This is a genomic window from Pseudomonas mendocina, assembly GCA_037482215.1.
Lineage (GTDB): Bacteria > Pseudomonadota > Gammaproteobacteria > Pseudomonadales > Pseudomonadaceae > Aquipseudomonas > Aquipseudomonas mendocina_E.
In genome coordinates this window covers 3,615,268-3,631,807 of record CP148074.1, presented here as the reverse complement: position 1 = coordinate 3,631,807, position 16,540 = coordinate 3,615,268, and the positions used below count along the sequence as shown (strand labels likewise).

The following is a 16,540-nucleotide window of genomic DNA, read 5'->3' as shown; positions in this document are numbered from 1 at the left end:
CCAGCGTTTGAGCGTGCGATTAGCCACCCCTGAGATAAAAAAGCCCTGCAGATGCAGGGCTTTTCCGTTTAGAGGGCTTGTTTTGCCGGTTCGTCTGGCTTGGCCAGCAAACTGTAAACGCAAGGAAGGACGAACAAGGTGAACAGGGTGCCGATGGACATGCCTGTAGCGATCACCAGACCGATATCGAAACGGCTGACTGCACCTGCGCCGCTTGCCAGAATCAGTGGAACCATGCCGAAGACCATGGCAGCGGTGGTCATTAGAACTGGTCGCAGGCGGATGGCGGCGGCTTCCTCTACTGCCTCACGGCGTGAAAGCCCCTTCTCGCGGCGTAGTTGATTGGCAAACTCGACGATTAGGATGCCATGTTTGGTGATCAGGCCGATCAAGGTCACCAGCCCCACCTGGGTGTAGATGTTCATGCTCGACCAGCCAAGAAACAGCGGAATCAATGCACCGCAGATCGATAATGGCACGGTGACCATGATCACAAGCGGGTCACGGAAACTCTCGAACTGCGCAGCAAGCACCAGGAAAATCAGGGCAAGGGCCAAGGCAAAGGTCACATACAAAGCGTTGCCTTCTTGCACTAACTGGCGGGATGAACCTGCGAAGTCGTAGGCAAAGCCTGCTGGTGCCTCTTCGCGCATGATCTCGGTAATGGTGTCGACTGCCTCGCCCATGCTCACAATCGGTACACCTTGAACAATGGCGGAGTTCAGCTGTTGGAACTGGTTGAGCTGGGTAGGGCGGGCGCGGTCGCTGATTTTTACCAGCGTCGACAGGGCCAGCATTTGTCCGCTTTCACTGCGTACATAATAGCTGTTGAGCCAGCCCGGATTGTCCCGGTAAGGCCGTTCAACCTGCGCGATCACCTTGTAGCTACGGCCATCGATGGTAAAGCGGTTGATCTCGCCTTCGCCCAGCAGGCTGGCCAGCGTAAGGCCGATGTCCTCCATGGAGACGCCCATCTGTGCCGCTTTCTCACGGTCGATGTCTACCAACACTTCAGGCTTATCGAAAGCCAAGTCCACGTCGAGGAAGGCGAACTTACCCGATTCCTCGGCCCGCTTTTTAACTTTGTCAGCGACTTGCAGCAGTGATTCGTAATCGTTAGGGGTGTTGATTACAAACTGGAACGGCAGACCTTCACCGGTGCCTGGAAGTGAGGGCAGGTTAAAGCCGAAAATCTGCAGGCCGGCGATCTCGGACAGGCGCTGCTGGACTTCTGGCAGCAACTCCATCTGGCTACGTTCGCGCTCATTCCATGGCGTCATCATGAACCCGCCAATGCCCGATTGGACACCGCTAAACCCGTTGATTTGGAACGAGGAGTAGTACTCAGGGAAGGACTTAAACGCCGCTACGAACTCATTGGTGTACTTGTTCAGGTACTCGAGGTTAGCCGTCTGTGGTGCGTTGGCGATCATAAAAATGATGCCCTGATCTTCCTCAGGAGCCAGCTCACTTTTGGTGAATTTTAAGAATACCGGAATCAGGCACATCACGATCACGGCGAACAGGATAACGACCGGCCGAGTATCCATGGTGCTACGCAGCGCACGCTGATAGCGTTGCTTAAGGCTGTCGAAAATCAGGTCGAGCTTATGCGCCAGTCCGGAAGGGTTTTCTTCGTGGCGCAGTAGCCTGGAACACATCATGGGGGACAAGGTCAGAGCAACGATGCCCGAGATAATCACGGCTCCGGCCAGGGTCAGGGCAAATTCCTTGAACAACGCGCCGGTAAGCCCCTCCATAAAGCCAATCGGTGCATAGACCGCCGCCAGCGTTACTGTCATCGAAACCACGGGTACTGCGATTTCCCGAGCACCTGCCAGAGCCGCATCGAAAGGTGTTTTACCTTCTTCTATATGACGGTGGATATTTTCGACGACGACGATGGCGTCATCCACCACCAGACCAATGGCCAGCACCATGGCCAGAAGGGTGAGTAGGTTGATCGAGTAGCCCATCAACTGCATAAAGAACAGCACGCCGATCATCGACAGCGGGATGGTGACTACCGGAATCACCACCGAGCGCAAGGCCCCGAGGAACAGGAATACCACGACGATAACGATTAACACGGCCTCGCCAAGTGTTTGCACCACTTCGTCGATGGAGGCCTGAATAAATAGGGTAGCGTCGTAGGCGATCGACACATTTAGATTGGGCGGCAATTGTGCTTCAAGCTCTGGGAGCACGCTCCGGACTTCTTTGATCACATCCAGCGGGTTGGCCGCCGGGGTGCCTTTGATTGCTATATATACAGATGGAATACCGTCAAATGAACTGATGGCGTCGTAGCTTTCGGCCCCCATTTCAACCCGTGCCACATCACGCAGCAGTATGCGACTGTCGCCTTGTGTCAGTACGGGGATCGCAGCAAAGGCTTCGGCCGATTTCAGATCGGTTTCAGCATTGATGCTGGTGACAACATATTCACCCTTTACTTCACCTGCCGCCGCGAGGAAGTTGTATCGACGCACGGCGTTGTTCACGTCGGCAGCGGTAACGTTGTAGGCGGCCATCTTCACTGGGTCCAGCCACAGGCGCATGGCAAAGACTTGATTGCCGAGGATTTCAGCCTCGGCCATGCCGGGCAGAGTGGCCAGTTTGGGCTGGATGACCCGTGACAGGTAATCGGTAATCTGTGGGTTGGATAACTGGTCACTGTGAAAGCTGATGTACATCAGCGCGGTGGAGTCAGCCGCTTCTTTGCTCAGTACTGGGTCTTCGGCGGACTGTGGCAGCTTGTTCTTCACCTCATTGGCTTTGGCCAGCAGCTCGGTAAAGAGGCGGTCGCTGTTGGCGCCGATTCGGGCATAGATGGAGATCACCGAAACGTTTTGGCGGCTGACCGATGTCATGTAGTCAATGCCGTCAGCGCTGGCCAGACTTTGTTGCAGCGGCTGGGTGATATAGCCCTGTATGGTCTCCGCGTTGGCACCGGGGTAGGCGGTGGTCACGGTAATCAGGGCGTTTTCCATGGCCGGGTATTGGCGGATGGTGAGTTTGTTGAACGCCTGTAAACCCAGCAGGATAATCAGCAGGCTCACAACCGTCGCCAGTACGGGGCGTCGGATGAAGGGATCAGTAAAGGCCATAATCAGGTTCCTTGTGTCCGCTCAGGGTTACTCAGCGGTCGACTTGGACGAGGCATCGGCAATGCGCACGTGAGAGCCGTTATCCAGCTTGAGCTGGCCTGAGGTGACAACTTGCTCGCCGGCTTTGAGGCCTTTTAAGACGATGACCTGACCTTCGCGGCGCTCGCCTGTTTCTACAAAACGGCGTTCAACTTCGAGTTGGATCTGCCCTTTGTCGTCTTTGACAACCTGACCGTCCTCATCCTTTTTCTCGATGATGACGTACACCGAGTTACCGTAGAGGGTGTACGTGATGGCAGTTTCCGGAACCACAATGCGGGATTCATCGTTCGGCAGAATCACATTCAAGTTGGCAAACATGCCTGGCAGCAGTTTGCTGTCCGGGTTAGGCAGAATGGCCCGCACCTGGATGTTGCGGGTGGTGTCTTCAACCTTAGGGTTTATCGCGGCAATTTCGCCTTCAAAGACTTCGTCAGGATAGGCTGCAACTGTCACCCGGACCTTTTGCGCGATCGCCAGTTGAGGCACAAAGTGCTCAGGCAGGAAGAAGTCTACGTAGAGTTTTGACAGGTCTTGAAGGGTGGCGATGGTGGTGCCGGATGACAAGTAGTCACCGACATCGACTTGGCGGATGCCGATGGTGCCAGAAAAGGGGGCCTGAATACGTTTCTTCGCCAGTTGGGCCTGTAGTTGCTCAACTGTGGCATTGGCCTTTTTCAGGTTGGCAGAAAGGCGGTCGAACTCACTCTTGGAAATGCTCTGGCGATTAACCAGTGTGCGGCCCCGCTCGAATTCAACTCGGGTCAGGCTCAGGTCGGCCTGTGCGGTGGCGAGAGTGGCCTGTTCTACAGCATTTTCCATCTGGATCAGCGGTTGATTGATGCTGACTTTTTCACCAGAGTTGAACAGCACTTGTTGTACGGTGCCCGCTACCTCCACCGTGAGGTCTACACCTTGATAAGCCTTTAGGGTGCCGATTGCAGGCAAGCGGCTTTGCCAGGAGCGTTCTTCCGCAATGGCTGCTTCAATCGTAATCGCGGGCTGTGGGGCGGTGAACATCTGAATTTGCTGGTAGATGGAATAGCCTTTGTAGGCAGCCAGTACCAGCACCACGAGCAACACGAGACCCAGCATGATAAGCATGCGGCGAAGCAACATAGTTCATATCCTTGGTGAGGCTTCAGATGGCCTAAAAATAGGCAAGCGACCACCATAGTCCGTATGGATTATGGCTGTCAAAAAGCAGCCATAACATTTTATGAATAGTTATTCAGTCGGTCAGGTTTGCCTAGTGGTGCTTCGAGTGGTGATGCCTTGATCAGTCGTTCTGCGGGTAGGAACTGACCGAAAACCTAATGCGAATTTGTAGGAGCATAGAGCGATGCTCCTACAGGTATTCATCACGCAAGACGCAGGTGATTATCCCAAAGCCCAGCAGGTAGCAGTAGGGCGCGGCTGGTGATCTGCTTGTCGGTACAGTCATAGTGGCGGCAACGGCCGATGCCACTGGAGACGACGAAACCTCCCTCTGTAGCAGCAATGCCTGCGCAGTCTGGCAGGTGTTGATCTAGTCGAACCTCAGCGCTGTCCAGGTCCCAGATAAATAAGCGATTACCGCGTGGTGCGGTCATGGCCAACAGGCGCAGTTCACTGTTTATGGCCACGCTGGCCGTGTATTGGTTCATGATCTGCAGCTGTGCTTCGTTCAGCGGGAAATGCTGAAAGGGCTGGCCGGGACGCTTAATGGCCAAGAGTTGCACTGAATCTTCCGCTTCGCCCATGTATTGCTGAGCACTGACGACAGTGCCGTCCTTGGCTACAGCTAGGTGACGCACGCTGTTCTGTTGCTCGGGTAACTGCTCTTTGCTGACCAGTGTGCCGTCACGTTGCATCAGTACGAGGCTGGCCTCCATGGCGTCAAGATTCATCTCCACACGGCTTTCAGCCTCGGTGCGGATGCCCCCGTTAGCGACGACAATGGTTTCGCCATCGGGCATCCACAGCAGTTGATGCGGGCCAAGACCATGGCTAGACACTTCACTGACGCGCTCTAGCTGCTCACCTCTTAATTGGTAAACGCCGAGAACGCCTCTGCCTGGATCGGTCGTGTCGTTTTCTGTGGCGTACAGCCATTCACCCTCTTTGTGGAAAATGGCGTGGCCATAAAAATGGCGATTGGCAGGTGAAGTCAGAGTCTGTAGCAGTTTCCCGGTACGGGTATCAATTAAGTAGCTCTCGGTGCTGGGGCGGCGACCGACAAAGAGGGCCAATGGCTGGGTTGGATGCGGTACGACATCGTGGCAGCGTTCCTTGACTGGGGTGGCGAACGCTTGCGTGCCATCGAGCCAGTAACCGACGGCTAAATGTTGGCCTGTGTTGTCATTGCGTGCGGAAAGCAACAAAGGGCCATCCGGCCCCTGATGCATGTAGCTCCAGCCACCGGTAGCCGCGGCTGCGATGGCAAGACTGCTGAGACCCAGAAAGGTACGGCGCTTCATAGGCATGGATCAGTCGCCATCGTGGGCGTTGAAGCCCAGTTGAATACCCAGGGTTTTTGCCACCTCGCCTTCAAGCAAACGGTGCAGATTATTGAGGCTGTCATACAGGGCATTGAGCTCGGTACGTCCGGCCTCATCGGCGAGCATGTCAGTCAGCGGGCGCGGAATGTTGGCAAGACGCTGGCGAGTGTCAATAAACGCGGATTTAACCCGTTCTTTCAGATCGTGCTGGCTATCGCTGAGCAGGGTCTGCACGCCGTCATTTTCTGCTCCCAACCACACCCGTTCAGCACTGGCCAGGCTTGAGGCTAAGTTGGCTAAGCTGGATTTGCTGCGCCATGCCTCTGCTTGGAAGGGTTGTGGCAGGCCTTTGCTTTGGCGGCCTAGTGGGGTTCCCAGCTTCTTTTTCAGACCGTCAATGGCGCTGACTTGGGTGCGCAGGATGTCGGTAACCGCTTCCTGAGGCTCTGCATAGCGATCATTGGGGAAGTTTTTCAGTTGGCTCGCAATGCCATCTTTACTTTGCCACTGGCTGAGGATGTCAGCAGCGAGTACCTGCTGGTGCTCGCCGATTGCAGTCAACAATGGGCAGTAGCGGGCTTTTTGTTCGCTGTCATCCAAGTTCAGGGCAGGATCGAACAGCAGGTATTCGTAAGCGGTGAGGCCCTGAACAACGACGCTGGCCTTGGCGAGATCAGCTGACGTCAGGTCAGGCTTGGCCTTAACCAGTGCCTCAACCTGACGCGCAACTAAGTTCTTTTTATCCGGCCAGAATTGGATTTGCCAGGCACGGTTGCCCTCGGCTAATGGACCCAGCGCAACGGGTTGGATCGCTGCCCATGTGCTTTGCGCCGAGCTGAAAGTCTGGCGGGCCTGGGTCAGGGTCTGTTCACCCGCGCAGAAAGCTTTGGCATTGCTGGCCAGTTGGCGGTCAGCCTCGCTCCAAGCGCTGTAGGCGGGGATGATTACACCATCGGTGAGCGTGCTACTGATGGCCTTATGGGGATCGCTTGGGCTGCATCCTGCAAGGCTCAGTGCTATCAGGGATAGACCCAGAGTTGAACGGATCATGAGCGGTTCCTTTACAGAGAATTGAGAAATGCCAGCAGCGCCTTGCGCTCGACAGCATTCAGGTTAAGTACATATTGCTTAGCCGCTTCAGCCTCTCCACCGTGCCAGAGGATGGCTTCCAGCAGATTACGGGCGCGGCCATCGTGCAGAAACTGTGTATGGCCGTTGACACGCTCGGTCAGGCCTATGCCCCATAGTGGCGGTGTCCGCCATTCACGACCGTTGGCCTGAAACTCAGAGCGGTTATCCGCCAAGCCTTCGCCCATGTCATGCAATAACAGGTCGCTGTAAGGGCGGATGGTCTGGTTAGCCAGCTCCGGTTCGGCTGCATCAGCAGCAGTTGTAAACGTAGGAGTATGGCAGCTCTGGCAGCCTGCGCTGTAGAACAGATTTTTCCCCCTTAGAACGTCGGGTTCATTGATGTCTCGTCGAGCAGGAACGCCGAGGTTGCGAGTATAAAACAGCACGGTCGAGAGGATGTTGTCGCTGACTTCCGGAGCGCCGCCATTGGCGGCATTGAGGCAATCCGGCTGAGCTTGGGTGCAGTTATCTTGTGCGATCAAACTGCTGGTCAGGCCCATGTCGTTGGCAAAAGCATCGGCATTCTGCTGGTTCAGCGAAGGCTGTCCGGCTTTCCAGCCGAAGCGCCCGAGAACGCTGCGCTGTTGCGTCCGGTCCCAGACTTGGTTGGGGCGGCCGGAGATGCCGTCGCCGTTGCTATCGTCCGGGTCGGCGTTGGCCAGAATGGCCGCTTCTGGGATGGCTTCGAGCAGGCCTAAACCGATCATGGGCGGGGCTACGCGGGCGGAGAACTGAGTTCCGTGGTGGAAATCACCATAGCCGAGGTTACTGATTTGCAGTGTCGGTTTGCGCAACTCGACTGACGTTCCGTCAGCAAGCGTTATGGTTTGGTAGCTGTAACTGACACGTATTTTGCCTTCCGGACGGACTCCGGGTACGGCCATGTCTTGAAGTTGGTTGCCGTAGGTAGGCTCAGCAACAACGCCATGCCGCAGGAGATATTCGGCGTCTTTATCGGATGCCGGGATCGATAGACGTACCAGCATCGAAACAGAGGATTTAGCGTCCGGGCCTGGCGGATGTCCGCGCCCATCTTTGATGTGGCAGTTCTGGCAGGCATTGGTGTTAAACAACGGACCAAGACCGTCACGGGCCGTGGTTGTGGTTGGAGCAATCACCCACGGGTTACGGAAAAAACTATTGCCGACGCTGAAGTCTAAGCGGCGTGCAGGGGATAGGTTGGCCGAAGGCATAGAGAAGGCATTCTGATCAGCCTTATTTACAGTGGCAGTACCGCCGGAAAGTGCTTCTCCGGGTTCTGCATGCGTAAAACGCGGTGCTTCATCACAGGCGCTCAGGCACAGGCTCGTTAAAAGAAGCAGTGCTGTGCGGTATTTGACGTGCATGCTGGAAGGTCCACAGCAAAAAAATCGAACGTGTGAGGGTATCAGCGCGTTCTGAAGTAAGTCCTGCGCTAGGGCAATGAACAGGTTATTACTTGATTGCAGGTAGCAAAGCCGCAGGCCTTTCGGTCGCTGCGGCTTCGGTAGTCAAGCAGGGTGTTGCTTAGAACTCGTGGTCAGCTGTGTCTGGGTTCAGATCGCTGATACCCAGTTTGCTGGCTGCTTGCTCGATGGAACCGGTCTGCTTAACCAGGGCAGCGATAGCGTCACGAACAACCTGCTGGCCTTCGCTGTTGTCAGCGGCGATCAGTTGGTCGAAGTGTTTGCCATTGTTGGCGTTATCAACCAAAACTTGCAGTTTGCCTTCAGTGGCTTCCAGATCAGCTTTCAGCGCCGTGTCGGTTGCTGCATCAACTTTGGCTACCAGTGAGGACAGGCTCGGGCCGCTCAGGGTGGTGCCGTCGACCTTCTTGTATTCGCCCAGGTAAACGTTGCGGATACCTTTGCCGTTGAAGAAGTGCGAGTTGTGAGTGTTGTCGCTGAAGCAATCGTGCTCGTCTTCAGTAGAGTTGGCTTCCAGTGCGACCTTCATACGCTCGCCAGCCAGCTCACCAAGGGACAGGCTGCCCATGCCGAAGAGCATTTTACGCAGGCCGTTCTCTACGGTGTCTGCCTCCAGCTTGGCGCGGTAGTTATCAGCCTTGCCGGATTGCCATTGGCCAACCATCTCTTCCAGGTCGGTAACCAGCAGGTCGGTGGCGGCTTTCAGGAAGGCGCGACGACGCTCATTGTGGCCACCTGTGGCGCCTTCACCTGTCAGGAAGTCGCTGACTGGACGCTCACCCGCACCCGGGTTAGTGCCGTTGAGATCTTGGCCCCACAGCAGGAATTCGATGGCATGGTAGCCGGTCGCAACGTTGGCTTCGGAGCCGCCAAGTTCGTTCAGGCTGGCCAGCAATTCTGGGGTGATGTTGCTGACGTCGATTTTGTCCTCGCCGACCTGAATTTCAGTGTTGGCGATGATGTTAGCGCTGGCGCCAGGGTTGCCCAGTGCGTGCTGATAGTCTTCCGCAACGTAGTCAATCAGGCCTTCGTCCAGCGGCCATGCGTTAAGCTGACCTTCCCAGTCGTCAACAACGGCGTTGCCGAAACGGAACACTTCAGTCTGCATGTACGGTACGCGAGCAGCCAACCAAGCTTCGCGAGCAGCTTTCAGGGTGTCGTCAGTCGGGTTGGCCAGCAGCGCGTCAATGGCAGTTTGCAGGGCTTTACCGGTGCTGGCTGCGTCACTGAATACAGCCAAGGCGAGATCAGCGTAGTGGCTGACAACAGCTTTACCAGCGGCTTCATCAACGGCACTGGTAGCCACTGGAGCTGCTTGGGTGCTGGCAGCTGCAGGGGCAGCGGCTTGACTGGCTGGCGCTTTGTCTTCGCCGCAACCGGCGAGAGCAATGGCAAGGGCGAGCAGGCTGGCGGAGGCCAGTGGCGAACGAAGCATGATGTGATCCTTAAACCGATGTTGTGGACATTTGTTCTAGGTTAAATGATTGCTGAGTAATAATGCGAAAGATTTTCATTTTGCGCAAAAGGTTATTACAAGCTTTTCAGGTATGAGTTATTCAGGATGTGAATTCAGTGCGGCGCTGATTGATTCAAATCCGGCATCAAGCTGAATGCCGCGCACTAACTAAAAGCCCGCATGAGTGCGGGCTTTTAGTATCAGAGCGAAGCGGGGTTAATCGCGTTATTCAAACGCCGTGATTGCTTGATAAATTGGGTCAGTTCACGGGCGGGCAGAGGTTTGCTGTAGAGGTAACCCTGACCTTCGTTACAGCCCTGGGCGATGATGTAAGCCTCTTGCTCAGCGGTCTCCACACCTTCGGCAATAACCTGCATACCCAGGCTTTTGCCGAGCTGGATGATGGCGCGAACAATAGTGGCGTCATCCTCGTCCTCGAGCAGGTCCTGAACAAAGCTCTTGTCGATCTTGATTTTGTCCAGTGGCAGGCTCTTCAGGTAGCTCAGTGAGGAGTAACCCGTACCGAAGTCGTCGATCGCAATCAGTGCCCCTGAACGGCGCAGGCTGAGCAAGTGCTGGGCGGCGGTGTTGATGTCTTCCATCAGGCCGGTTTCAGTCACTTCAAGTTCCAGGCTGCGCGGTGGCAGCCGGTAAACTTGCATCAGGTTGTTAACCACCCGTGGCAACTCAGCGTGGTGCAGCTGAACCGTGGAAAGGTTGATCGCCATGCGCATTTCAGTGAAGCCCTGGTCATGCCATTCGCGCAGTTGGCGACAGGTCTGGTCGAGCACCCACTCACCGATCGGAATGATGGTGCCGTTTTGCTCAGCCAAGGGGATGAACAAGTCCGGTGGCACAAAACCATGCTGGGGGTGTTGCCAGCGTAGGAGTGCTTCAACGCCGACAACATTGTGGTTGCGGTAATCAACTTGCGGTTGATAAACCAGATGCAGCTGGTTGAGGGCGAGCGCGTCACGCAGGTCTTTTTCAAGTTCGCGGCGTCGGCGCATTTCACTGTCGACACTGGCGATATAGAACTGATAACGGTTGCGTGAGCGACTCTTCGCAAGCGTCATGGTTTGTTCAGCTTTTTGCAGTAGCTTTTCAGTGCTGTCGCCATCTTCCGGGAACAGGGTGATGCCGATAGTGGCACGCAGACGAATCTGCTGTTGATCAAGAATGAAGGGCGTTTCCAGATCGTCGAGAACACTCTGAGCCAGCTCAGCAGCTTCATAGGGCTGTTCAATGTCGGCCTGAACCAGGGCAAATTGGTCGCCTCCTAAGCGGGCCAATGCACCCAGACGGCCACTGTGACTGCGCAGCCTGTCTGACAGGGCTAGAAGCAACTGGTCGCCGGTCTGGTAGCTGAACTGCTCGTTAACGCCTTTAAAGTCGTCCAGGCCTACGCAGAGAACCGCGACCCGACGCTGCAGACGGCCTGCGTCTTCCAGAATCTGATCCAGTTGTTGCTGCAGTTGCTGGCGGTTGGGCAAGCCCGTGAGGAAGTCGTATTGCGCCATGCGCAACAGGCTGTCTTCAGCTTCGCGGCGCAGGTGGGTGTTGCGTTCAATGGAGGAGAGGAGTTGGTTGGCTGTGTTAATCCACAGACCTAACTCGTTTTTTTCGTTCCCAGGGAGCATTGGTAGTTTGTGCTCACTGGGGCGGTCTGGGTTGATGTGCGTGAGGTGCTCGATAATCTTCGAGAGAGGCTTGGTCAGTAACCAGTGGTAGACCAAGTAAAGCACCAGGCCCATGGCCATGGCCCGTAATACGCCTGAGATAAAGATAATGACCGAGTTGGTGACAAAACTTTCGCCATATTCGGCGGTGTCGAGGGTGATGCTGAGGTCGCCGTAGTACTCACTATAGGGGCCTCGACCGACCAGTTCGGTGGTGAAGGTCTGTTCCTTACCTAGGATGGGGTCCGTCAGCCAGCGAGTGGGAATGGTGGATAGTTCCCGGGACTTCTCTGCCAGCTTAGGTTCATTCGGGTGGCCTATGGAGGCAACACGCACTGACTCGTGCTGGAACAGGCCTTCGATAACCTGCATACCCATTTCCCGATCTAGGCTATAGACCGCTTGGGTGGAAGGGTCGCGAAACATGCCGAGGATACGCTGAGCGTCACCGGCAACGGCTTGCCGGGTTTTGTATACGTCGAAGATGATCTGAGCGCAGCTCAGGATCACTCCAACGATAAGTGCTGATAGCAGCACGACCCGTAGCAGTTTAAGCGACAAGCTGTTTTTGAGTTCCAGCTTCAAGTGTCGGTTCCTTAATGAAAGGCCTTGACGTTAAACAGGGTGGAGTATTGGCAAAGTCGAGCTTGCAGTCAAAGGGCCATCACCTAACTTTTTCAAAAAAATATGCCTGCACTGTTTTGGAGCGCATGAGTATGCACGGTGCAGGTGCCTGCACAGAGTGGGTGCAGTGTACTTTCTGTAAGTATCTAGTCTAGCTGCTTTCTGCTTGGCATGAGTGTTGCGGAGCACCCTTTGGACTACACCCAAAGGATTTGGTGATGAAGAGACGGACAATCGGTATCGCACTTTGCTGGGTATCGCCTTTCTCATGGGGCGCTACGGATGAAGCCATCAATATCGCCTGGGTGGTCTTTGCCAGTGTGTTGGTGTTCTTCATGCAGGCGGGGTTTGCGCTCATGGAGAGCGGTATGTCGAGGGCCAAGAACGCCGTTAATGTGATGGTGAAAAACTACATTGACGGGTGCGCTGGCGGCATTGCGTTCTGGGGGCTTGGTTTTGGCCTGATGTTCGGTGTCAACATCACTGGTTGGTTCGGGATGAGCCATTTTGCTCCCTATGAGGGGGAGCCGTGGGACTTCACCTTCCTGCTTTTTCAGATGATGTTTGCAGTAACGGCCGCCACGATTGCTAGTGGGGCGATGGCAGAGCGTACCCGTTATTCAGCCTATCTGTTCGGTGCTTTGGTTATTTGCGGTTTCATCTACCCGGTATTTGGTAGCTGGGTCTGGAGTGGCATCAACGGAGGGCAGGGGTGGCTGACAAAATTGGGATTTGTTGATTTTGCCGGCTCGACCGTTGTGCACAGCGTTGGAGCCTGGTGTGCCCTGGCAGGCGTATTGGTACTGGGGCCACGATTGGGGCGTTTTGGCGCTGATGGCGCCGTGCGCAACCTCCCCGGACACAACATGGGATTCGTAACATTAGGCGGTTTTATTCTGTGGCTCGGTTGGTTTGGCTTCAATGCCGGTAGCAGTTTTGAAGTAAGTCCTAACTTGGGGCTGATTGCCCTCAATACTCACCTAGCCGCGTCAGCCGGAGCCCTAGGAGCGTATATGGCGCAGCGCAGAAACTCTTCCCCCGTGTTGTTCAGTATTACGGTGAATGGCTCGTTGGGAGGGCTGGTCTCAATTACCGCGGGCTGTGCAAGTATGTATCCCTTGTTCGCCATTCTGACCGGGCTGCTGGCAGGCTTTATCGTTGTTTCCGGCACTCGTTTACTCGAGCGCCTCAAGGTCGATGATGTGGTCGGTGCTGTACCTGTTCATGGGTTTTGTGGTGTGTGGGGCACGCTTGCTGCTGGGCTGTTCTATTACTCGGACATGCTCAATTGGGGGCGGGTGGGGGTTCAGACTCTAGGTGCGGCAGCTGCATTTCTCTGGGTGTTTCCGACCGCTCTGCTGTTGTTTTTGCTGCTGGCGAAAACCATTGGTTTGCGCACCACGGGCCAACACGAGCGGCTGGGGCTGGACTGCACGTGAGATGCTGAGATCGGTTATCCCGAGTTCAACCGAGTTGTGACTTATAACGGCAACGAGTTGCCAAGGAAGGCCTGAAATGAACCTGACAACCCGACGCAGAGCTATCTATACGGAGCTTACCAGCCACTTCGCAGGCGACGAACCACTTGCAGCGGTGGCGTTGTGGGAATGCAAATACGCCGGCATGCCTTTTTATTTCCTAGATGGTTTTATTGCCGAACTTGTGGTCTCAACTGAACGCACGATTGAACGGGCCACTGTCTACCGGGATCTGATGGGTGCACTTACAGGTCCTGCGGCGGATTTTTTGCCGGCCCCAGAAAGGCTAATTAACGCGTGGCGTGGATCAAACCAGAATGAGCCTTCAATGGCTTTATGCCGGGGGATGTTCTGCGTTCATTCGAAGCCTTGGTTGCCCAGTTATTCATCGACATGGATGCTGGGCAGGTGAGGCTTCTGCGTGGATTCGTGAAGGGTAATCTGAACGTACTGACGGGCAGTAACGAGCAGCGCATGCTGGTGCGTAATTGGCTGGAGCAGGGGCTCTCGTTGGAGGAGGCGCAACTATCGACTTCACAGCAACGGCAACTGCTTAATTTGCTGTATGTCGGGATGGGGGAATACCTAGGGCCGGAGGAGGCTGATTGGCGCCTGAGCCGGGCTGTGAAACAGAGCGAGTCGGCAGCCCTAGTGCTTGCCCCTAACTGGCTGATGTAGTGCGGGATAAACAAAAAAACCGGCCCAAGGCCGGTTTTTTTGTTGGAGCAGGATAATTAGGCAGCGTAGTTTTTGGCTACGAAGTCCCAGTTAACCAGGTTCCAGAATGCCTCAACGTACTTCGGACGCAGGTTGCGATAGTCGATGTAGTAGGCGTGTTCCCATACGTCGCAAGTCAGCAGCGGGGTGTCACCGCTGGTCAGCGGGCAGCCAGCGCCGATGGTGCTGGCCAGAGCCAGGGAACCGTCAGCTTTCTTGACCAGCCAGCCCCAGCCGGAACCGAAGGTGCCGATGGAAACTTTGCTGAATTCTTCCTTGAACTTCTCGAAAGAGCCCCAGGTAGCGTTGATGGCGTCAGCCAGTGCGCCAGTCGGTTGGCCGCCAGCGTTAGGTGCCAGGCAGTTCCAGTAGAACGTGTGGTTCCAGACTTGGGCTGCGTTGTTGAAGATGCCGCCGGTAGAAGTCTTAACGATTTCTTCCAGAGTCTTGCCTTCAAACTCAGTACCAGGAACCAGATTGTTCAGGTTCACGACATAGGTGTTGTGGTGCTTGTCGTGGTGAAATTCCAAGGTTTCCTTGGAGATGTGCGGTTCCAGAGCGTCGTGGGCGTAGGGCAGCGGCGGCAATTCGAAAGCCATGTTTTATCTCCTATCCATTCAGGTGCGTATGCGCGGAGCCGTTCACGGGCGGCCAAATCAAGCGGCTTGAGTAGTCTCTTTGATGCCGCAGGTCTTTGATCATAGCACTGGGCAGGCGGGTTAAACACATGACAAGTGTGTGGGAAACCATCTGGCTGGCTACTTTCTGGGCATCGCCAGGCTATTTTAGGCCCTCACCTGTGATCAGTTGCCAACTGATGCTGAACATCATCAAAGCCACACAAAGGTCGATAATGCGCCATGTGGCAGGCCTTGCAAGCCAAGGTGCAAGGCTTGCGGCACCGATAGAAAGGGCAAGGAACCAAATCGCTGATGCGCTTGCCGCGCCGAGTACATAGGCGGCTGGCATGCTTTGTTGTGCACCCAGTGAACCAATCAGTAAGACGGTATCCAGATACACATGTGGGTTGAGCAAGGTCACAGCTAATGCGCTGAGCATCACCGTGCGCAATGATCGCGAACTGTTAGTGCTTGTTTGCTCAAGTGCCTGTGGACGACAAGCCCGCAGCAGGGCCTGTGCACCATACCAGAGCAGAAAGGCTGCTCCACCCCAGCGCGCAACAGCCAACAGCACAGGGCTTTGCGCCAAGATTGCAGCAAGGCCGAACACGCCGACGCTGACCAATATCGCATCGCACAAGATGCACAGCATTGCGACAGGCAGGTGGTGCTCGCGGCGCAAGCTTTGTGCCAGTACGAATGCATTCTGTGCGCCCAGCGCAATGATCAGTCCGGCGGCGATCAATAATCCATTGCTATAGCTTTGCCACATGACGCTTTACTCCTGTTCGAAGTGGCGAGTGTGATGGGCGTGGGTGTATAAGAGAAGCCAATAATGCTCATTCATCATTAGGAAAAGTGATGTGTTCGACTACAAACTTCTGACCGCGCTGGCTGCAGTGGTCGAGCAGGCTGGCTTTGAACGCGCGGCACAGGTATTGGGCCTTTCTCAGTCAGCGGTGTCACAGCGCATCAAACTGTTGGAGGCCCGTGTTGGTCAGCCTGTTCTAGTCAGGGCTATGCCGCCTGAACCTACAGAGATTGGTCGACGCTTGCTTAACCATGTGCAACAGGTGCGCTTGCTGGAGCGGGATGTGCAGGCTCATGTGCCAGGATTGGACGAGGGTGCTGCCCCGGAACGGCTGCGCATTGCGATCAATGCAGACAGCTTGGCGACTTGGTGGGCGGGGGCTGTAGGTGCATTCTGCCGGGAGCGCCAATTGCTGTTTGATCTCTTGGTAGAGGACCAAGAGGTTGGACTTAAACGCATGCGCGCCGGTGAAGTGGCGGCTTGTGTCTGTGCCAGTGAGCGCCCTGTGGCTGGTGCGCGGGTGGCGCCTTTGGGGGCCATGCGCTACCGGGCTTTAGCCAGCTCGGACTTTGTTGCCCAGTATTTTCCAGAAGGTGTTAATGCGTCGGCATTGCGTCAAGCCCCAGCCATTGTGTTTGGGCCGGATGACCGGTTGCAGCATCGCTTTCTCGCCACACAGGGTGTCAGCAGTGGTTTTATCCATCATTTGTGCCCTTCATCTGAAGGCTTTGTACGGCTTGCTCTGGCAGGTTTTGGCTGGGGACTGATTCCCGAATTGCAGGTTCGCTCGGAGTTGCAAAGGGGCGAGCTGATTGATCTGGATGGCGGCCAGCCGATTGACGTGCCGTTGTACTGGCACTACTGGCGCAATGGCGGAGATCTGTTAGATCAACTGACCCGGCATTTGGTCCGCGGTGCGGCGGCGAGCTTGGTAGGCCCTGCATGAGAGATGTTTGCACGGTCGTAGTTCTGGCTTGCAATGCTACTTT

The 16,540-nt window shown here is 55.5% G+C and carries 13 protein-coding genes; 4 read left to right on the top strand and 9 right to left on the bottom strand.

Annotation, left to right across the window (positions count from 1 at the left end; all coding sequences use genetic code 11):
* Positions 1–68 precede the first annotated feature (68 nt).
* The 7 genes from WG219_16915 to WG219_16885 all read right to left on the bottom strand — a co-directional run bounded on the left by WG219_16915 (position 69) and on the right by WG219_16885 (position 11,886).
* A complete protein-coding gene (locus tag WG219_16915) occupies positions 69–3,110 on the bottom strand; it encodes a multidrug efflux RND transporter permease subunit (protein ID WXL24975.1) in 3,042 nt (1,013 codons plus the stop codon).
* 27 nt (positions 3,111–3,137) lie between these two features.
* The gene (locus WG219_16910) at positions 3,138–4,268 is read right to left on the bottom strand and encodes an efflux RND transporter periplasmic adaptor subunit (GenBank protein ID WXL24974.1); all 1,131 of its coding nucleotides are present in this window, start codon (positions 4,266–4,268) and stop codon (positions 3,138–3,140) included.
* Positions 4,269–4,510: 242 nt separating this feature from the next.
* On the bottom strand, positions 4,511–5,608 hold the full coding sequence (locus tag WG219_16905) for a DUF1513 domain-containing protein (protein ID WXL24973.1): 1,098 nt from the start codon (positions 5,606–5,608) through the stop codon (positions 4,511–4,513).
* A 9-nt stretch (positions 5,609–5,617) separates the two neighbouring features.
* Entirely contained in the window at positions 5,618–6,679 is a 1,062-nt protein-coding gene (locus WG219_16900; GenBank protein WXL24972.1) for an imelysin family protein, read from the bottom strand.
* 11 nt (positions 6,680–6,690) lie between these two features.
* The gene (locus WG219_16895; GenBank protein ID WXL24971.1) at positions 6,691–8,106 is read right to left on the bottom strand and encodes a di-heme oxidoredictase family protein; all 1,416 of its coding nucleotides are present in this window, start codon (positions 8,104–8,106) and stop codon (positions 6,691–6,693) included.
* A gap of 160 nt (positions 8,107–8,266) precedes the next feature.
* The gene (locus WG219_16890; protein ID WXL24970.1) at positions 8,267–9,601 is read right to left on the bottom strand and encodes an imelysin family protein; all 1,335 of its coding nucleotides are present in this window, start codon (positions 9,599–9,601) and stop codon (positions 8,267–8,269) included.
* Positions 9,602–9,822: 221 nt separating this feature from the next.
* Positions 9,823–11,886 carry an EAL domain-containing protein gene (locus WG219_16885; protein WXL24969.1) on the bottom strand — a complete coding sequence of 688 codons (2,064 nt, stop codon included), beginning with the start codon at positions 11,884–11,886 and terminating at the stop codon, positions 9,823–9,825.
* Between the two features lie 257 nt (positions 11,887–12,143).
* Between WG219_16885 and WG219_16880 the strand changes: the two genes are divergently transcribed.
* The 3 genes from WG219_16880 to WG219_16870 all read left to right on the top strand — a co-directional run bounded on the left by WG219_16880 (position 12,144) and on the right by WG219_16870 (position 14,081).
* A complete protein-coding gene (locus tag WG219_16880; GenBank protein ID WXL24968.1) occupies positions 12,144–13,364 on the top strand; it encodes an ammonium transporter in 1,221 nt (406 codons plus the stop codon).
* A gap of 76 nt (positions 13,365–13,440) precedes the next feature.
* Positions 13,441–13,815, top strand: a complete 375-nt coding sequence (locus tag WG219_16875) for a hypothetical protein (protein ID WXL24967.1) — start codon at positions 13,441–13,443, stop codon at positions 13,813–13,815.
* Positions 13,812–14,081 carry a hypothetical protein gene (locus WG219_16870; GenBank protein WXL24966.1) on the top strand — a complete coding sequence of 90 codons (270 nt, stop codon included), beginning with the start codon at positions 13,812–13,814 and terminating at the stop codon, positions 14,079–14,081. The genes WG219_16875 and WG219_16870 overlap by 4 nt, the downstream gene beginning before the upstream one ends.
* Positions 14,082–14,137: 56 nt before the next feature.
* Here the strand turns inward: WG219_16870 and WG219_16865 are convergent, their stop codons facing one another.
* Together WG219_16865 and WG219_16860 are read right to left on the bottom strand one after the other, a co-directional pair.
* A complete protein-coding gene (locus WG219_16865) occupies positions 14,138–14,719 on the bottom strand; it encodes a Fe-Mn family superoxide dismutase (protein ID WXL24965.1) in 582 nt (193 codons plus the stop codon).
* Between the two features lie 181 nt (positions 14,720–14,900).
* Positions 14,901–15,512, bottom strand: a complete 612-nt coding sequence (locus WG219_16860; protein ID WXL24964.1) for a LysE/ArgO family amino acid transporter — start codon at positions 15,510–15,512, stop codon at positions 14,901–14,903.
* Positions 15,513–15,603: 91 nt separating this feature from the next.
* Here WG219_16860 and WG219_16855 point away from each other — a divergent pair, with 91 nt between their 5' ends.
* Positions 15,604–16,497: a LysR family transcriptional regulator ArgP gene (locus WG219_16855; protein ID WXL24963.1), complete on the top strand. Its 894-nt coding sequence runs from the start codon at positions 15,604–15,606 to the stop codon at positions 16,495–16,497.
* Positions 16,498–16,540: the final 43 nt, after the last annotated feature.